Below are 18,370 nucleotides of genomic sequence, written 5' to 3'. Positions count from 1 at the left end.
TCCATTCAAGTAATAGATTATAAAAAGATTATAATATGGGGAATACTTTAACCTTAATTGTGCTGGTGTCAATAACCGATTGTGTGCAACTCTCATTTTTATATAAACAAAAATGCCGATGCGGTGCCTTATTTGCCAATATTCGGATTTTTTAAATGTGATTAAAATTATAAAACGATGTTGACGTCTTTATGAATGAGAACTATATTGAAAATTAATAACATCATAAGGAGGCGGCTTGATGAACGAACAAAAATCGATCGAAGAATTTGCGTTATCTTATTTGCCATCGTTGGAGGACTATTTACGAATTCCAACGATTTCAGCCCAAAACAAAGGCATCCGCAAAACAGTCGATTGGGTGAAGCAGGCATTTAAGGATTTAAATGCCGACACGGTTGAGGAGTGGACTGACCAAGGTGGTAATCCAGTCGTCTTTGCCGAACTTAAAGGAAACTCCGATCAAACCGTCCTGTTTTACAATCACTACGACGTTCAGCCGCCGGAACCATTGGCAGAATGGCGGACCGAGCCGTTTGAACCGACTGTCGTGGACGGCAAGCTCATTGCTCGTGGCGTGGCTGATGATAAAGGCGAGCTGATGTATCGGCTCACGGCGCTACGCTGGATGAAAGATCATGGTGGATTTCCGGTGAATATTAAGTTCTTCATCGAAGGTGGCGAAGAAGTCGGCAGCCCGCACGTTGGGGATTACGTCAAGGCTCATCGCGACCGGTTGACGGCGGATGCATGCATCTGGGAAACCGGCGGCAAGAATGAAGCCGATCATTTTCAGGTTATTGCTGGCCTTAAAGGGATTGTTTCATTTGATCTTCACGTCAAAACGGCTGATGCCGACATTCATTCTTCACTAGCTGCCTATATTGATAACGCAGCTTGGCGCTTGGTTCGTGCCTTGTCATCGTTAACAGATGATCAGCACCGCGTTCTTGTTGACGGCTTTTATGACGGCATCGAGCCGTTAGATGAAGCCTCAGAGAAAGCGATCGCCGATATGGATTTTGATGGTGACAAGATTAAAAAAACATATGGCCTCAAACGCCCGTTTACAAGTGATGATCCCAAGCGTGCTATTGTCACGGCACCAACCATCACGATTAATGGCCTTTCCGCCGGCTATGAAGGTGAAGGGGTTAAAACCATTATCCCGAAGGAAGCCAAGGCCAAGCTTGATTGTCGGTTATTGCCAGGGCAGGATCCCAAGAAGATTGCCCAGCTCATTCAGGCTCAGTTGGATAAAAATGGTTTTTCCGATGTGCGTTTGCACTATAACCTTGGTGAAGATGCGTTCCACTCCGATCTCAATGACCCGCATTTGCAACTGGCGAAAAGTGTCGCCGAACGGGTTTATGGTGCCGGAAAGGTCCGCTTCGTCCCGATGATGCCTGGCGGTGGTCCGGCTAAATTTTTTGTTGATGCGTTGCATTTACCGGTTATTTTAATTGGGGTGAATTACGCCGGATCAGGACCACATGCGCCCAACGAAAACATTCGGTTACATGATTATCAACAAGGCGTGGCTTACTTAATCCAACTTTTACGGGCGTATGCACAGCCAAAGGCACAATAGTCCAAGTACGTTGGACAATCAGAATTAACGAATGGAGGTTTTATGATGGCAACAACTTTTACAAATTGTTCTTTATTTACTGGCACTTCAGAAAAAATTCTTAAAGATGCCTGGTTCACGGTTGATGACACTGGTAAAGTTGCTGAAGTAGGGAGTGGACAGGCTCCTTCGGCAAACAAAACGGTAGATCTCGGTGGTCAATACGTGACGCCCGGATTAACCAATGTCCATACACATATCACGATGGATCCTTTAACCGGCGATGGCGGCACCAGTCGTGGTGTCGTTGCTTCAACAGTTGGCGCAGTTGACCATTTGCATCGGCTATTAAAATCCGGTGTTACTTACGTCCGTGAATGCGGCAGCAGCTTTGATATCGATATTGCGTTAAAGGCATTGAAAGACCAGGGTCAACTAAAACAGGTGCCGCAAATCATGCCATCCGGTAAATTCTTTTCAATGACAGGTGGTCATGGGGATATGCCTAATGCTGCCTATGTTGTTGATTCACCGGATGAGATGCGCAAAGCCGTTCGGACCGCATTGAAAAAAGGTGCTAAAGCTATTAAGGTGATTGCGACTGGCGGGGTTATGACACCTAACGACTTTATGGATGATCCGCAGCTGAGTGTGGCAGAAATGCATGTTGCGGTTGAAGAGGCGCATCATAAAGGTCAGATTGTTGCGGCGCATGCTGAAGGCAATCCCGGCATTATGAATGCCATTCAGGCGGGGGTTGATTCAGTCGAACATGGTTTTTATGTAAATGATGAAGAAATCGATCTCATGTTGAAGCAAGGCACATACTTAACCCCAACGCTCGTGGCCGACTGGGCAATTCCAACATTTGCCAAGGGTAAGATTCCGGACTGGGAAGTCAAAAAAGCTGCGGATGCGTTAGATGACCTGTACAAGAACATCATGCATGCCTTTCATCGTGGGGTACCGTTGACATTAGGTACTGATGCCGGCACGCCATTCAATGACTTCACTATGGCGCCGGTTGAACTGCAATTAATGGTTGAGCAAGGGATGACACCGTTTGAAGCCTTTTCGACGTCGGTTAATGGCACCAAGTTGATGGGCGTTGACGACCAATATGGTACCCTTGAAAAGGGGAAGTTCGCGGACTTCTTGGTCTTGGAAAACGATCCAATGGCCGATGTGAAGGCTTTCCAACAAAAGGATAAGCAGGTTTACCAAGGTGGTAAGCGGCAGTATTAATTGTAAGCCGTTAAGTGAACACTATTGTCTGAATTCAAAAGGTGGGCGTACGCGTAATGGCGTGCGACCATTTTTTAAAATTAAGGAGCACTGGGGATATGAAAATGGGGCTCACGCATGAACAATTTGAGCTGGTACGAGAAGGTAGTAAAACTATCGAAATCAGATTGAATGACCAAAAACGCCAACAGTTACGGGTGGGCGACCCGATTGTATTTGAAGATTTGACGACACAACAGCGATTAAGCAAACAGGTTGCTAAACTTGAAAAATTCGCCAGTTTCGTGCAGTTGTATGATCATTATCAAGGAATCGTCGTAGGCAGCGCCCCAACTGATTCGGTGGCTAAGATGGTTAGTGATACTTACCGGATTTATTCGAAACAGCAGGAAGCCGAACATGGTGTTTTAGCGATCCACTTGGAATGAGCAGCATGATGATGTCTTTTGGCGTATGCTAATAGCAAAAATATGGACCTGTGCAGCCTTGGTGTCAGAGATAGGATTGTTGCCTATGCAAAAACGGATCAGATTATTTGCGGCATATGCCTTATTAACGCTATTTTTCCACTTGAAAAAAACGAGTGGACTTAATTTCGGATTGACACTCGGCGACGTTTATTTATTAGTAAGCTGGTTGGGCGCAGCACCGAATTTTCTCGATAAAATCGAACGTAATGCGCAACGTCTGGCAGCTACTGGTCGATCCACCAAAGATTACGTCGCAGAAATGAAAAAGGATATGAATGTCTATCAGAATTTCATTTACAGTACCACGCCTGTCATGGCATCAATACTAGAAAGCGGCGGTATGGATCGTGTCGGCGCAGTCATCGTTAGATTTACTTTTCAGTTATTTCTTGTTTTGACTGCCCCGGTGATTTGGATCGGAGCGCTGCTCAGCAAATGGTTAAAGTACGTTTGGCGGCGACTCAATTGAGACACTTTTTGCAGAATAATAGCGAAGACCAAAAAACCGGATCAAGTGAGCTTTGCAACTCACCTGATCCGGTTTTTGTTCCGCTAACGGATGTTCATATGATCAACCGTTAATTTTTAGCCTTAGCATCCTGGTCCTTCAAGAGATCGCGAATTTCTTCAAGCAATTCTGTTTGTGTGGAGCCGGCGGGTTTTACCGGCTTGGCCGGGAGAAAGCGATTGACGCTGCGCACGATTAAGAAGACGACAAACGCAATGATCAAAAAGTTGATCACATCGTTCAGAAAATTGCCGTATGTAAACTTGGCACCTAACAGCGTGAAGGACAAACCGCTCAAATCGGTTTTGCCGGCAAACATGGACAGAATCGGGTTGATCAGATTCTTTGTTAAGGACTTAACTAAGCCGGTAAAAGCACTCCCGATGATAACCCCGACAGCAAGATCCAAGACGTTACCGCGCATGATGAATTTCTGGAATTCTTTTAACATCGCTCACACTCCTATGGTTTGAAACATGTTACGGTCAAGTTCAGTATATCGAAATGACCCGCCTTTCTGCACGTGAATGGCTCGCAGTGGTTACCATGCCCTCAGCAGCTGGGCAAGTGCCATGAGCACAATAATGCCAAACGCAATGGCATGCCGCCGTTTGTACAGCACCACTAAGGCAAGATATTCGCGGATAACCGCATTAGGCAGAAAGTAAAAGGAGGTGTTACCGCCAACACCATTGGCATCAATGCCCGCCATGCGCGCGTAAATACCGGCGCGGAAAAGGTGGTAATTGTTGGTAAAGAAGCTAGCCTTATACGGTGCTTCCCCGATTTCCTGCGTAATCAAACGCTTGGAAAAAGTCATGTTTTCCAGCGTCGTCGTTGACTTGTCCTCTAGCAAGGTATCTTTTTCAGGAATACCTTTTCCCAAAGCGTAGCGCTGCATGGCCAATGCCTCGGAAATCGTTTCGTCGCCACCCTTGCCGCCGGAAAAAATAATTCGCGGCGCCGGGCGGCCTTTTTTAATCTGCTTATGATAAAACTTGATGGCGGTGTCGATGCGGCTGGCGAGCAATGGCGAAACCTGGTCGCCATGGAGCAAGCCGGCACCGAGCACGATGAGAAACGTGCGATTGTGCGGCTGGGGGCGGAGGTTGTACAAGACTAGTACCGTGAGGAAGTTATAAAGTGTCAATAAGACATACAGACCGCCGAAGCTGAAGAAAACAGCTAAAGTGATGTAGATTGGCTCCGGAATAAAACGGCGTCCGAATGAGGCGGCGATTTCCAGCAAAAGTAATCCGATGGCGATGTAAAGCGTCAGCATGTTGCTCAATGAATGGCCTTCACGCCGCCAAACCAAGATGGCGTTCCACAACAGCCAGAACAAGTGTAAGGTGAATATGAGAATGACGATCAACACTGTGATGATGAAGAGGGTACCCGTAACCGAAATCAACAGAAGATTACTTGACCCTAAAATGGCTAATGCCAGTGCGAATAAGAAGGCAACAGCAAACAGATTGAACAACCAGCCATTAATCAGGCGGCGCGGCTCAACCGTAAAGCTGATGGCGAAGATGATACCCAGCACGATAGGGATTGAAAAAACAAATAATGTTTCCTGAACAGTCATCGAAAGGACTCCTTGTGTAGAGGTTAGAAATTGATTAGGGTATAATGTGATCAAAAGCGGAGGGATGCCATATGATTGATCCAGTGTTTGGTCGAAAAGATCCTAAGTTAGATTATCACACCCGAATTGGCGCGTATGGCGTGATTCCGGACCACAGCGGTGCACGATTGCTGATTTTACAAGCCCCGAACCATGCGTTGTTTTTACCGGGTGGCGGGGTTGAAAAAGGCGAAACGCCTGAAGCAACTTTGGCGCGCGAGTTGCTTGAGGAATTTGGTGCAACGGTTCACGTGACCAAAGAACTGGGCAAGTCGTCGGAATATTTTTATTCCCACCATCGGCAAACCGCGTATTACCATCCGGCAACCTTTTTTGCCTGTGACGAGCTGGCATTTGTCCAGGATCCCTTGGAAACGTTCAATACGTTGATGCTGATGCCCATCGATCTGGCACTGGCAGAACTCAAGCGTCCGACGCATCGCTGGGCCGTTGCCAAGTGGTTGGCACAACAGCCCAAACGCTGAAGGCGAAAAGACTAGTCGTGCAAGTGGGGGTCAATAACGCCGCCATTTAGTAGGTAATGCTGGAACTTTTCATAAATCGATGAAAAAAGATTGCTGTCCTCGGTGGCAAGCATTTCTTTTGGAAAATAGAATCGTTTATCACCGGTAGCCCGACCACTAAGCGCCGCCACCAACGGGGATAAAGTCGACAACTCCTCGAGGGTGCCGTCTTTTTGCATGATTTCGATTTGGGTCTTCGGATTGGCAGAGGCAGGATCGTATTGATCGTATGGTAAATCGAAGCTGTCATTTTCCGCCGTGTAGTATTGGGCATCAAAGCCGGCTTCTGTCACCAGATGGCGCAGTTTCGGCAGCAGTTCAGCTGTTTGATCGGTGAAGGTGACTGACTTAAGCGGCCGCCGGTTCAGAAAGCGATCGGCAAAGTCACTCAGAATGCTGTCCGGATAATCGAGCCAGTAAGTAAAGTAGGTATTGAGCACGCCGTCATCCAACTTGAGATAATCGCTTAAGGTAAATGACTGTTCAAAGAATGGCACTAATAATCGTGGCGAAAAACCCGGTTCGAACTGGCCAGACTCATAAAGAAACTTGGCGCGTTTCAGCAGATGGGACAAGATAACTTCCATCCCGCGTGATACTGGGTGAAAATACACTTGCTGATACATTTGAAAGCGACTGACAACATAGTCTTCAACCGCATGCATCCCGTTGGCTTCATACGCAATGCCATCTGAGTAAGGCCGCATAACCCGCAAAATGCGAGACAAATCGAACAATCCATATTTAGTTCCGGTATAGTAAGCATCATGTAACAGATAATCCATCCGGTCGGCATCGATTTGACTGGAAATCATCTGAACAACTTGCGGATTTGGATAAGTATGGTTGATGACGGAAGCTACCCGTTCCGGAAAATCAGAACTCACACTGCGTAGAATGCGGTTGACATTGGTATGCGGATCCGTAAGAATGGCGCGGGTAATGGCTTCGTGATCAGTATTGAAGATATGCTCAAAAGTGTGGGAATAGGCGCCATGGCCAATATCGTGCAGCAGTGCGGCACACAGAACAACGGGGCGCTCCCGATCATCCCAAAGGCCGTCTCCCGGCGTTTTGCTAGGGTAATTTGTGACAAAATTGTCGCACATTTCACGGGCAATTTCATAAACCCCTAACGAATGCGCAAACCGGGTATGCTCGGCCCCTTGGAATACATAGTCCGAAACGCCTAACTGCTTAATCCGGCGCAAACGCTGAAACTCCGGCGTATTGATCAAATCAAGAATCACGCGATGCTGCACGTGAATATAATTATGAACCGGATCGCGAAAGACTTTTTCGCGCGGTAATTTTTCAAATTGCATGGTGTTCCCCCATTTTCCTTAAGTGAGCGTGAGCCGGCGCGGTTGGAAGTCGAAGTGTAAGTGGCCTTGGGCGTGATGGCCCGGGTTTAGGCCATTGCGACCAAGGTACTTCTGCGCCGGGGAGCGCGTTATGATAAATGACGATTGCGATTGCGCAGATCCGCAGTGGCCGCAGCGAGTGCCTTGTGGTAGGCAGGATCGCGTAAAATTGCCGGCATCGAGTTCATATCTGCGGCAATGCCATTAGCAGCCAGAGCATTTAACAGTGCTAAAATGGCTTCGTTGCGGGTCAGCGGACGACCCAGCAAATCGCTGAGCGTGGTCATGGTTTCAGAACGAATAATTGGAAACTTGAAGTGCGGACTGGCGCTGGCATGTCCTGCCCGATAGAAGCGGCGTAATAAGTCGCACCGGGCATTTTGATCACCGAAGATGCTGCAATACAGCATGACGACGACACCAGCATGATTGCGTCGCTGGGCCATCCCGGCAAACTTTCGCCCGTGAACACTGAGGTCGTATTTGCCAGGACAATACGAATGAATAATTTCGCTGGTGGCAATGGGCAGGCTCGGGAACGCTGTTCGAAAAAGAGCGGTCATCATATCGTAGGCAGTGTCGATGGACAGATTGTCTTCATTAGGTAAAAAAAGTGAGACATTCAAGACGCCGCTATCGGCAATCACTGCCAAACCGCCGGAATTACGAACAAAGACGCCGTAATGATCACTGGCGAGGACTGGCAAGCCGTGCCCGAATTGCGGTAATTTTAAATCCTGCATTCCAAGGATCACGGTTTGCTCGGCTGTCCAAAAATGCAGCATTAGCGGTGGGTGCAACTCAGGATGTGCTAACAGGGCATTGGTATGGGCAAAGCTGAGCGGAGCTTCTTCTTTGGTGAAATCCTGTTGGAAAATGGCGGCTTGTTGTCCAGCCAGCGACGTCAGGTCCATCGTGCGCCCTCTTTCTTAATAGTAGATTACCTATATTATAACGAAGGTGGCAGGGCACGTCAGTCACAAAGACATTTTCCCTGCTTAAACTCGACCGAGTTGACCCGTGAGCGTACAATACGTTATAGAAAGGATTGACATTATGGATCTTTCACAAGGAGTGCCGATTCAAATTCACCTTGAGACGTTTGTCACACAAGGTGATGACACTGAGACACATGTTTTTGATGAACCCGGGACGTTGGTTCAAATGGGCAACGCACTTTATATTCGATATCAAGAAGTCGATGAAGATGCTGGAACCAGTATGCCAGTGACCATGAAACTGCGCGATGACGGCGACATTCAGCTGTCGCGCGGCAGCAGCAATGGCGATACGCAATTGAAGCTTTTCTTTGCCAACGAAAAGCGGGTTTTGACGCGCTATCGAACACCATACGGCATTATTCCGGTGGAGACAGTCACCCCGCGTATTGATGCCCGCATGACAACCGATCCGGTAGCAGGCGAGATTTACGTTGAGTATGAGTTGTTCGCAAATCACCAACATCTGGGAAATTATCGGTTAAGATTGCAATTCAAGGCATGAGCGTGTACTATAAGAAACAGACTGTAAAGACTTGGAAAGGGCGTGTATCGGTTGAAACTCAAAGCATTTGCCAATGCCGATAAATCAGAATTATCAATGATCGAAGTAGCCCATGAGATCCTCGAAGAAAAAGGGGATACCATGGCGTTCGTTGATCTGGCCAACGAGATCCAGACTTATCTCGGTAAGAGTGACGAAGAAATTCGTGAACGTTTGCCGCAATTCTACACGGATCTGAACGTGGATGGCAGTTTCATTTCTTTAGGCGATAACGTTTGGGGCCTGCGCGCTTGGTATCCATACGATTCCGTCGATGAAGAAGTTAACCATCCGGAAGATGAAGAAGAAGTACCACGTCGCAAGAAGCGCAAGAAGGTTAATGCCTTCTTGGCTGACGTAGCCGATGACGATGATGTCATTGATTACAACGACGATGATCCCGAAGATGAAGATCTCGACGCCGATAACGATGACGATGATTTTGACGACGATGATCATACCGGTTTTCATGATAAGATCGGCAAAGCTGCCGCAACTGACGATGACAGCGACGACGACCCTGACGACGGGTTGCCAGATGGCATTGAAGGCCAGCTAGCCGAGTTCGGAGACAATGACAGCGACGATGATGACGATAACGACGACATCACGGCTGACTTCTCCGGTGATGATGACAGCGATGACGATGATAGTGATGATGACGACAGTGACAGCGATAAGCACTAGTCGTTTAGGCCGTGCCCTTTAAAAAGGCGCGGCTTTTTTGGTTCGGTGAGCGCGTTATAGATCGATCGCACCAATCTTGATTTTACTCAATTCACTTTAATACTTGACGAGCCCCTTACAATTGGTTAATATACGTTTTGGGCGCTTTACAAAAGTGTAAAGCCAATACGGTTCAAGCTCCCTGTTCGTATGAATAGGGAGCTTGTTTTTGTTTTTTCCCGATTATTAAAAAAGGAGATTGGCTATGACCAAGTATATTTTTGTTACCGGTGGGGTCGTATCGTCATTAGGTAAGGGGATCGTTGCTGCATCCCTAGGTCGTTTGTTGAAGAATCGTGGCTTGAAGATCACGATTCAAAAATTCGATCCGTACATCAATGTTGACCCAGGCACCATGAATCCTTATCAGCATGGTGAAGTGTTCGTCACCGATGATGGTGCCGAGACTGACCTCGACCTTGGCCATTATGAACGGTTTATCGATATTAATCTGAATAAGTACAGCAATGTCACAACCGGGAAAATTTATTCTGAAGTCTTGCAACGTGAACGTCGCGGCGAATACCTTGGCGCAACCGTTCAGGTAATCCCCCACATCACCAACATGATTAAAGAGAAGATCATGCGTGCTGCCAAACACAGTGATTCCGATGTGATCATCACGGAAATTGGCGGAACGGTTGGGGACATCGAATCCTTGCCGTTCCTTGAAGCGATTCGGCAGATGAAGCGGGATGTTGGCTCGGATAATGTTTTCTACATTCATGCCAGTTTGGTGCCTTATCTGCGGGCAGCCGACGAAATGAAGACCAAGCCGACCCAGCACAGTGTCAAAGAATTGCGTAGCATTGGCATCCAGCCGAACATGCTCGTTGTTCGGACCGAAAAGCCGATCACGGAAGACATGAAGAAGAAAATCGCGTTGTTTACCGATGTGCCGGAAAATGCCGTGATTGAATCGCGTGACGCCAAAACGCTTTACTCTGTGCCGTTAGCATTGCAGGCGCAAAAAATGGATCAGATTGTCGTTGATCATTTTGGCTTTGATGTTCCTGCCGCGGATATGACCGAGTGGATGAAACTTGAGCATAAGGTTCAGCATTTGACCCACCACACTAAAATTGCGTTGGTCGGTAAATATGTCGCCCTAAAGGATGCCTATATTTCTGTTGCGGAAGCGCTCAAACACGCCGGGTACTACTGGGATTCCGATATTGATTTGGAAATGTTCCAAGCAGAAGATGTCAATGATGATAACGTCGAAAGTCTGCTGCAAGGCTTTGATGGTATCTTGGTTCCCGGCGGCTTCGGCGATCGTGGCTTAGAAGGCAAAATCGCAGCCATTCGTTACGCACGCGAAAATGATATTCCATTCTTGGGCATTTGCCTTGGCATGCAGATGGCATCAATCGAATTTGCCCGGAATGTTTTGGGACTTAAAGATGCCGGCACGACTGAAACCCATCCTGATGTCAAGGATCCGGTCATTGACTTGATGCGCGACCAGGTTGGCGTGAAGAACCTCGGTGGGACGTTGCGGCTTGGCCTATATCCATGTGTGTTGAAGCCTGGCTCTGTTGCAGCCAAGGCGTACGACAATGTTCATGAAATCCAGAAGCGTCATCGTCATCGTTATGAGTTCAACACCAAGTATCGCAAGCCGATGGAAGACAAAGGTTTGGTATTTTCCGGTGTTAGCCCTGATGACCGTTTGATGGAAATCATCGAATATCCGAAGAATAAATTCTTTGTTGCTTCCCAGTATCACCCGGAATTCCAGTCACGTCCGAATAAACCTGAAGGCTTGTTTAAGGCCTTTATCCAATCGGCTGGCGATTTTAAAAATTAATCGTTGATCATTGCTGCCTTGAAGCGGGATGCTTTGGGGCGGCTTTTTTGTTGCGATGGCTTGGTCAAAGCCTAGCGCAGAAGTCTGCGTGTAAGGGCCTCAAGCCTAAATGATCAAAGACCCTGGCTGTCACGTAGAGTCACTAACATTCTCCGCAGCGTCTTCAAAACGCGTTCGCAGTTGCAGGAATCTACGTGTAAGGACCCCAAGCCTAAATGGCCAAAGACCGGCCATTTAGGCTTGGGGCCACTTACACTCCGATTCCTAAGCGCTCCTGCTCATGCTCTCATCTTTTTACTCCTTGTTTTTTCCTCTGGGATTCATTAAACTTGTATATTGAGTGCATGGCGGATGAGTCATGGGCTTGCCTACCAGAAATCGCGTTTTATATTTGAAGCAAAAGATGCAGGTCAGCTTCAGCCTACTTGAAATGAACGACCTTAAGCGAGGATTTAAGTCAAATGGAAAAAATGCTGATCCACGGCGGAAAGAAATTGTCCGGTGAAGTTGTGATCGGCGGTGCGAAGAACAGCACGGTTGCTTTAATTCCGGCTGCAATTTTGTCGCGCACCCCGGTGACACTCGATTCAGTGCCGCACATCCAGGATGTCTATAATTTGATGGCCATTTTGGATGATATGAACGTCAAATCTGATTTTACCGAAAATGTTTTGACGATTGATCCAACAGAAATTCACGATGTACCGTTGCCGAACGGTAAAATTAAAAGTCTGCGCGCTTCCTATTACTTCATGGGGGCGTTATTAGGGCGGTTTGGGAAAGCCATTGTTGGGTTGCCCGGCGGCGATGATATCGGTCCGCGGCCGATTGATCAACATATTAAGGGGTTTGAAGCGTTAGGCGCTTCCGTGAGTAATGAACATGGTGCAATGGCGATTAAAGCACCTGCTGAAGGTTTACACGGTGCCCGGATTTTCTTGGATATGGTCTCGGTTGGCGCCACCATTAACGTGATTTTGGCGGCAGTGACGGCGAAAGGCCGCACGGTGATCGAAAATGCTGCTAAAGAGCCGGAAATCATCGACTTAGCGACTTACTTAAATAATATGGGCGCCAAGGTGCGGGGTGCCGGTACGGATGTGATCCGGATTAGCGGCGTGCCGACGCTTGAAGCACACAACTCGCACACCATCATCCCTGATCGCATTGAAGCCGGTACTTATTTGGCCATGGCCGCAGCGGTTGGCGAAGGCGTTAAAGTTAAGAACATTATTTCGGAACATTTAGACGCCTTTTTGGCTAAATTGGAAGAAATGGGCGTCGTCATGGACGTCGGTGAGGACAGTATTTTTGTCTATCCGTCAGGCGATTTAAAAATGGTCCAAATTAAAACGATGCCGTACCCGGGATTTGCGACCGACTTGCAACAGCCAATTACACCGTTGATGTTAAAAGCTCATGGTGAAGGACTCATCATTGATACAATTTACCCTAAGCGTGTCCGCCATATACCGGAATTATTGCGGATGGGCGCGGACATTACGATTGAAAATGATGTGATCATCCTGCATCATTGCGATCATCTGCAAGGAACCGAGGTCGCGGCTGAGGAAATTCGCGCCGGCGCCTGTCTCATGATTGCCGGGTTGATGGCTGAAGGGACAACGACGATCACCAAAGTCGATAATATCTTGCGTGGCTATGATCGAGTCGTGATGAAACTGCGCGGTTTAGGCGCTGATGTCGAATTGGTTGATTGAGATTGCGTTTATAGGTTGCGCGTGATAGACTATTAGAGTTGTAGTCATAGTATCTCTAGATCAGGCAATGATTTAGGGCAAAAGGAGTAATTGATTATGAAGCAAGGCATCCATCCAGATTATCATCCAGTTGTTTTCATGGATTCAGCAACTGGTTTTAAATTTATTTCCGGTTCCACCAAAACTTCCAAAGAAACCATCAAGTGGGAAGACGGCAAAGAATACCCGTTGGTTCGGGTAGAAATTTCGTCTGATTCTCATCCGTTCTACACCGGCAAGCAGAAGTTCACGCAGGCCGATGGGCGGGTTGATCGCTTCAACAAGAAATACGGCTTGGATAAGAAATAATAACAAAAAGCAGTCCGCTTGGGCTGCTTTTTTGTTAGCCATAACTTATAATAATATAAGTCGATTTATTAATTAAAGGGATAACTTGTCGAAAATGGAATCACGGAGTCGTTAAGAAGTTGTTATACTGATGTCAATGAGGCGGAGGTATTTCTGCCTTAGGCTTACACATTAACTTACACTCCCAAAAAAGTTCCCCCAAACTTTTCCACCGTTATGGTGGTTTTTTTATTGGGGAAAATGGCGCAACCCGATGTCTGGTATTGTGCCCAGCGATGCCTCAGTCCGCCAATATTAGTAAGCAATAATAAAAAGCAGCCAGACTTGGCCGCTTTCGATTTTTATTCTTAGACTTATTTGGCGTTAGGGATGACGTGCTCGATCAAGTCCTCGACTTCAGGGCCTGATAGAATTTGTTGTTCTAGCTTGAGGTTTTGAACGACTTTGCCATCGTGAATAATAATGAGATAAGAATCTTTATATCCGTCATTCAGATAAATAAATGTGATGCCGGCTGCTACAACGACTTGCGCCGATGCGGCACCACCCATAATCGGGTCAGCATCCGCATCACTGTAAAAACTAATCGTGCGATCAGGGTCGGGATCATTTAGCAGCGTGAGTTCGAATTCGAGCTTGGTTGCAGTGTGATCGGTGTCAAAATTTGCGTCATGCGTTAAATCATTGACATAATAAGGGAAGGCAAACGCTTTGGCGACTTCTTTGACGACGGTCTGACTCATGGCGACCAGTTGATCTTCAGGCAACGTTTTGATTGGCATGGGACCACCTCCTAAAACTGAGTCTACACCAAGCGCTTACAAAAATATAATAATTGCATCGATGCCTAGAACCCTTGAGGAAAAGAGGAAACGTCATGACTAAACGATCGAATTTTTTATATTGGTTAAATATTGGTGGCGACTTGCTGTACCTGCTGATTGTCGGCGGGCTTTTCATAAGTGGGCGGCCATTATTCCATGGACAGGCAATGTTGCTGGCGCAAGTTGCGTCAGGGATCTTAATTGTCAGTCTGCCTAGGTTAATGGAACACTGGTGGCATTTCCGGTTTCCGCCACTCTTGATTTACTTATTTGAAATTTTTATTTTGTTGAGCGTTTTGTTAGGCACGGGGTTGCAGTGCTACAGCGTGCCATATTGGGACAAGTTCGAGCATCTCTTCAGTGCGGCTATGTTAGCTGGGTTGGGCTTTGCCATTTTTGCAGCGTTAACGCCCGCAAAACGGTTAGCGACGACGAGTCCTTTGTTAATGGCGTTATTTGCGCTCGCATTTGGTACAACCATCGGCGTATTGTGGGAATTTTATGAATTTACGTTTGACGGCTTGCTGGGCATGAATATGCAACGGTACATGGCGGCAAGCGGGGTGTTGCTGCGCGGTCGGGCCGCGTTGATGGATACCATGGGCGATTTGTTCATGGACTTCTTTGGCTCGCTAGGCTTGGCTTTGTTTGGGTATTTTGGGATTAAACGCGACTTGCGGTGGTTAGATACGTTTACATTCCAACCTGAAGATCGCGGCACGCGAAATGAGGGGAAATAACTCAGGACAACAATTTTCGCAATTCGATTGTTGTATTCGGCGTCAGAAAGTGTGGCTGATAACGGCTGAGAAAATGATATTCTTCGGCGGCGGCCTGACGTTTGGCTAAGTCAGCCGAAGTTGCCAGCCAAATGAGCCACGGGCCGATTTCCGCGCCGGTCATGAACGTCCGCGCATGGTCGAATAAAGCCGGCCAGTCATCGGCGGTAGCAATGACCGCCATGTGGCCAAAGACTTGCGGATCGACAGGTAGTTCAGGTAGACGAACCGGATGTGGCTGCAACTGGTTGAGAAACGTATCAAAATCTGGTGCAACGGTGAGCCATTGGTCGACTTCGGTATCAATGTAACGAATCCGTCGCGGGTCATGACTCAGATCAAAGCCGAAGTATTGATGACCGGTATGAGCGAAAGACAAAAAGTCTGCTGGTAGATCGTCTGCAGTGATGGTGGCTCCCGGTGTTGCGAAGGCGTGAATACCAACACCGTCCAGGCCATCACTGGTTGGTTCCGAAGTTGGCAACCACCATCTTTTTGGCAGGCAACCGGTTTTAATCGTGGAAAAATAAGTCGAAGGTATGAGGTCAGTATGTGGAATTGTTGGTAAATTAGGTTGTGGGATCTTGTTTGGCCAGGGTAACATGTGCAGAACTCCTTTTTTGATTGAAGGGTCAAGATTGCCGCTGAAAGTCGTATAATGGTTGTGGGAGTTATAAGGGGTTTTAATCATGCGAAACGCAATGATTTATGTTCATCATGAACCGTTGGCACATTTATTTTTGACTTATGGTATTTCGGCAAGTGATTTGCTGAACAGTCAGCAAAAAATCCCAAGTCATTTGCTGTTATTGCCACCGGTTAACGAACAGGAACAGATTGATCCACATACTTGGTTTAATATTATTAACGGACGGGATCAAGTGCGTGAGTTTCTGCGAAGTAAAGAGGGTCAGACTCGTTGCTGGTTAGATTATGCCCGTCCGCGTTTTTTGCAGGAACTGACCCCTAACGAGATTGCAGAACTGCTATACTTAGGGCATGTCAAAACGCATCTCAGTTCACCTTTTTATTATAAACTACAAAATGAATTGGTTTACTTGCCGTTGCGTAATGGCATGGTGAACATGTATTTGCGGCATGAGGCGTTGTTCGAAGCCTTTTTGGCCGCAGCAATTAACAAATATTTGCGACGCATTGCCAACGAGCAGCCATTTTGGTTACGGTTGCGGCAACAACACTTTTCACCTTTGTCAGATGAAGCCTATACCCAGCTGTTCCCATTAATGGAGGATGGGGTGCTTTTTGATTTTCGCAATGTGCGGTTTTCCCGTGAACAAATCAGGATTCCGTTACTGGAGCCAAGCAATCGGTTTATTCCGGATAGCGCGTTTCCTGACAATGCCGTTCGGAAGCTTGGTAAATTGGTCTTGATGCGCCAGAAAAATCAGTGGCAGATGGTGCCGACTGAAACTGCCAAAAAAGCGTAACTTTAAGAAACTGCCTGCAAAAGGGCAGTTTCCTGCTTATAATGAATATGTTTGACTGGAAAAAGGTTGATGTGGCCTTTTTTCTGCATGTTGAAACGCGTTCGCTGGGCCAGAGACCTGCACATAAGGACCTTGGTCGCAATGGTCAAAGTCGGGCCATTACGCCTAAGGCCACTTATGCTCCGGTTTCTAACCGGCCCAGCTCACGCTCTTGTTGAAACGCGTTCGCTGGCGCAGGAGTCTGCGTGTAAGGACCTTGATCGCAATGGCCTAGGCCCGGGCCATCACGTTCAAGGCCACTTACACTCCGACTCCTAAGCGCGTCAGCTCACGCTCTACGTTTAAGAATTGGAGTCGAGTTAATGATGAAAATGACATTGGCAGAGATTGCGCGTGTCGTTAAAGCCCAGCCGCTTTCTGAGGCGGATGGTTCGCGCGTGGTTACCGGACTAACCTTTGATTCGCGTCGATTGAAGCCAGGGATGTTATTTGTTCCCTTACAAGGTGAACGTGACGGTCACGAGTTTATTCCGGCTGCCGCTGCTGCGGGGGCGGTGGCGACTTTTGTTGCGGCGGATCATGCACCGATCAAAACTAAATTGGCCGCCTTGGTTGTTCCGGATCCGCTGACGGCCATGCAACAGCTGGCCCAATATTACTTGTTGATGAAGGTCAATCCCAAGGTCGTTGCCATTACCGGCAGCAATGGGAAAACAACGACCAAAGATATGACCGCAGCGATTTTGGCGACGCAATATCATGTTGTGAAAACGCCAGACAATTATAATAACGAAATTGGCGTACCGATGACGATTTTGAGTATGGAACCCAATACCGAAGTGCTGGTCCTTGAGATGGGCATGGATCATCCGGGACAGTTGCACGCGCTGTCCTCCTTAGCCGAACCGGATGTTGCGGTCATCACTATGATTGGCGAAGCGCATATCGAGTTCTTTAAAACCCGCGCTAAAATCGCTGATGCTAAAATGGAAATCATCGATGGCTTAAAAGAAGACGGTACTTTTATCTACAACGGTGATGAGCCATTACTTGTGGAACGCGCCAAAAAAGTTACCCAAAAGCAGGAAACATTTGGTTTACATCCGGAAAACACCTTGTTTGCGCATTCTATTAACGGCCATCGCAATCATACCGAGTTTACGGTAGAACAGTGGCCGGATCTGACTTTCTCGATTCCGATTATGGGTGAGTATAACGTAGTGAATGCGTTGGCCGCGCTGCTTGTCGGTCGGCAATTTCATGTGAAGCCCGAGGTCATGCAAAAGGCACTCGCGCATTTTCAGGTGACTGCCAATCGGACGCAGTGGCTGATCGGTGATGCCGGCGAACAAATTCTCAGTGATGTTTATAACGCCAATCCAACGGCAATGCGGGCTGTGATCCGCGACTTTAGTGAATTTACGGCAACCGGCCGGCATATCGCAGTGTTAGGCGACATGCTGGAACTTGGCGACCAAAGCCAGGCGCTGCATGCAGGTTTGGCCGATGCCCTTGATCCTCATGAAGTACAAGTTGTCTATCTATATGGGTCGGAGATGCACGCACTGGCCGATGCTTTGGCCGACAAGTATTCACCCGATAACCTGCATTATTACCCGCTGTCAGACAAAGACCAGATGATTCGCGATTTGCAAAATGACGTCGGCCATGATGATATGGTGCTGTTAAAGGCAAGTCACGGCTTGCATCTGGAAACGGTTTTGGCCGCGCTGATCGCTGGGGGTCACGCTTAGAACCGGTCCTTTTTTAAAAGAAAATTTAATTGCATTGGATTGAGGCGAACACCAGCTAAGATGTTCGTCTTTTATTATCTTGTAAATTTTCATGAAATAAGCAGTCG

19 protein-coding genes are annotated in these 18,370 nt (G+C 47.4%); 13 read left to right on the top strand and 6 right to left on the bottom strand.

Annotated elements, in window-relative coordinates; genetic code table 11:
* Positions 1-241 precede the first annotated feature (241 nt).
* From LACSTY_RS12520 to LACSTY_RS12505, 4 genes are all read left to right on the top strand, one after another.
* Positions 242-1,591, top strand: coding sequence for a M20 family metallopeptidase (locus LACSTY_RS12520; protein ID WP_087912859.1), 1,350 nt, complete (start codon positions 242-244; stop codon positions 1,589-1,591).
* A 45-nt stretch (positions 1,592-1,636) separates the two neighbouring features.
* A complete protein-coding gene (locus LACSTY_RS12515) occupies positions 1,637-2,815 on the top strand; it encodes a metal-dependent hydrolase family protein (RefSeq protein ID WP_087912858.1) in 1,179 nt (392 codons plus the stop codon).
* Between the two features lie 98 nt (positions 2,816-2,913).
* Entirely contained in the window at positions 2,914-3,243 is a 330-nt protein-coding gene (locus LACSTY_RS12510) for an ASCH domain-containing protein (protein ID WP_047107134.1), read from the top strand.
* An 85-nt stretch (positions 3,244-3,328) separates the two neighbouring features.
* The gene (locus tag LACSTY_RS12505) at positions 3,329-3,754 is read left to right on the top strand and encodes a hypothetical protein (protein WP_087912857.1); all 426 of its coding nucleotides are present in this window, start codon (positions 3,329-3,331) and stop codon (positions 3,752-3,754) included.
* A gap of 109 nt (positions 3,755-3,863) precedes the next feature.
* On the opposite strand, the gene mscL is transcribed toward LACSTY_RS12505, so the two are convergent.
* Together mscL and LACSTY_RS12495 are read right to left on the bottom strand one after the other, a co-directional pair.
* Entirely contained in the window at positions 3,864-4,244 is a 381-nt protein-coding gene (mscL, locus tag LACSTY_RS12500; RefSeq protein ID WP_087912856.1) for a large-conductance mechanosensitive channel protein MscL, read from the bottom strand.
* Between the two features lie 90 nt (positions 4,245-4,334).
* Positions 4,335-5,384: a YdcF family protein gene (locus LACSTY_RS12495; protein ID WP_087912855.1), complete on the bottom strand. Its 1,050-nt coding sequence runs from the start codon at positions 5,382-5,384 to the stop codon at positions 4,335-4,337.
* A 71-nt stretch (positions 5,385-5,455) separates the two neighbouring features.
* Here LACSTY_RS12495 and LACSTY_RS12490 point away from each other — a divergent pair, with 71 nt between their 5' ends.
* Positions 5,456-5,908 carry an NUDIX hydrolase gene (locus LACSTY_RS12490; RefSeq protein WP_010490975.1) on the top strand — a complete coding sequence of 151 codons (453 nt, stop codon included), beginning with the start codon at positions 5,456-5,458 and terminating at the stop codon, positions 5,906-5,908.
* Positions 5,909-5,919: 11 nt separating this feature from the next.
* On the opposite strand, the gene LACSTY_RS12485 is transcribed toward LACSTY_RS12490, so the two are convergent.
* The gene (locus tag LACSTY_RS12485; RefSeq protein ID WP_010490976.1) at positions 5,920-7,272 is read right to left on the bottom strand and encodes an HD domain-containing protein; all 1,353 of its coding nucleotides are present in this window, start codon (positions 7,270-7,272) and stop codon (positions 5,920-5,922) included.
* Between the two features lie 128 nt (positions 7,273-7,400).
* Complete coding sequence (locus LACSTY_RS12480; RefSeq protein WP_087912854.1) at positions 7,401-8,225, bottom strand: lipoate--protein ligase family protein; 825 nt, start codon at positions 8,223-8,225, stop codon at positions 7,401-7,403.
* A 142-nt stretch (positions 8,226-8,367) separates the two neighbouring features.
* On the opposite strand from LACSTY_RS12480, the gene LACSTY_RS12475 reads away from it, so the two are divergent.
* The 5 genes from LACSTY_RS12475 to LACSTY_RS12455 all read left to right on the top strand — a co-directional run bounded on the left by LACSTY_RS12475 (position 8,368) and on the right by LACSTY_RS12455 (position 13,458).
* Positions 8,368-8,814 carry a YwiB family protein gene (locus LACSTY_RS12475; protein WP_010490984.1) on the top strand — a complete coding sequence of 149 codons (447 nt, stop codon included), beginning with the start codon at positions 8,368-8,370 and terminating at the stop codon, positions 8,812-8,814.
* Between the two features lie 51 nt (positions 8,815-8,865).
* Positions 8,866-9,540 (top strand): DNA-directed RNA polymerase subunit delta, encoded by a 675-nt coding sequence (gene rpoE, locus LACSTY_RS12470; RefSeq protein ID WP_087912853.1) that lies wholly within the window; start codon positions 8,866-8,868, stop codon positions 9,538-9,540.
* A 244-nt stretch (positions 9,541-9,784) separates the two neighbouring features.
* Positions 9,785-11,389 (top strand): CTP synthase, encoded by a 1,605-nt coding sequence (gene pyrG, locus LACSTY_RS12465; RefSeq protein ID WP_087912852.1) that lies wholly within the window; start codon positions 9,785-9,787, stop codon positions 11,387-11,389.
* A gap of 461 nt (positions 11,390-11,850) precedes the next feature.
* The gene (murA, locus tag LACSTY_RS12460; RefSeq protein WP_087912850.1) at positions 11,851-13,110 is read left to right on the top strand and encodes a UDP-N-acetylglucosamine 1-carboxyvinyltransferase; all 1,260 of its coding nucleotides are present in this window, start codon (positions 11,851-11,853) and stop codon (positions 13,108-13,110) included.
* A 96-nt stretch (positions 13,111-13,206) separates the two neighbouring features.
* A complete protein-coding gene (locus LACSTY_RS12455; RefSeq protein WP_025013790.1) occupies positions 13,207-13,458 on the top strand; it encodes a type B 50S ribosomal protein L31 in 252 nt (83 codons plus the stop codon).
* A gap of 353 nt (positions 13,459-13,811) precedes the next feature.
* Here the strand turns inward: LACSTY_RS12455 and LACSTY_RS12450 are convergent, their stop codons facing one another.
* On the bottom strand, positions 13,812-14,240 hold the full coding sequence (locus LACSTY_RS12450; RefSeq protein ID WP_010491222.1) for a hypothetical protein: 429 nt from the start codon (positions 14,238-14,240) through the stop codon (positions 13,812-13,814).
* Between the two features lie 95 nt (positions 14,241-14,335).
* On the opposite strand from LACSTY_RS12450, the gene LACSTY_RS12445 reads away from it, so the two are divergent.
* Positions 14,336-15,022, top strand: a complete 687-nt coding sequence (locus LACSTY_RS12445) for a DUF2238 domain-containing protein (RefSeq protein WP_087912849.1) — start codon at positions 14,336-14,338, stop codon at positions 15,020-15,022.
* 1 nt (position 15,023) lies between these two features.
* Here the strand turns inward: LACSTY_RS12445 and LACSTY_RS12440 are convergent, their stop codons facing one another.
* The gene (locus tag LACSTY_RS12440) at positions 15,024-15,665 is read right to left on the bottom strand and encodes an SMI1/KNR4 family protein (RefSeq protein WP_087912848.1); all 642 of its coding nucleotides are present in this window, start codon (positions 15,663-15,665) and stop codon (positions 15,024-15,026) included.
* Between the two features lie 85 nt (positions 15,666-15,750).
* Here LACSTY_RS12440 and LACSTY_RS12435 point away from each other — a divergent pair, with 85 nt between their 5' ends.
* Positions 15,751-16,509: a hypothetical protein gene (locus LACSTY_RS12435; protein WP_087912847.1), complete on the top strand. Its 759-nt coding sequence runs from the start codon at positions 15,751-15,753 to the stop codon at positions 16,507-16,509.
* Between the two features lie 365 nt (positions 16,510-16,874).
* Positions 16,875-18,263 carry a UDP-N-acetylmuramoyl-tripeptide--D-alanyl-D-alanine ligase gene (locus tag LACSTY_RS12430; protein WP_087913299.1) on the top strand — a complete coding sequence of 463 codons (1,389 nt, stop codon included), beginning with the start codon at positions 16,875-16,877 and terminating at the stop codon, positions 18,261-18,263.
* Positions 18,264-18,370: the final 107 nt, after the last annotated feature.

Source organism: Lacticaseibacillus styriensis, assembly GCF_030770295.1.
GTDB lineage: Bacteria > Bacillota > Bacilli > Lactobacillales > Lactobacillaceae > Lacticaseibacillus > Lacticaseibacillus casei.
Note: the sequence above shows the minus strand (reverse complement) of the source record. Positions and strands in the feature narration are given on the sequence as shown.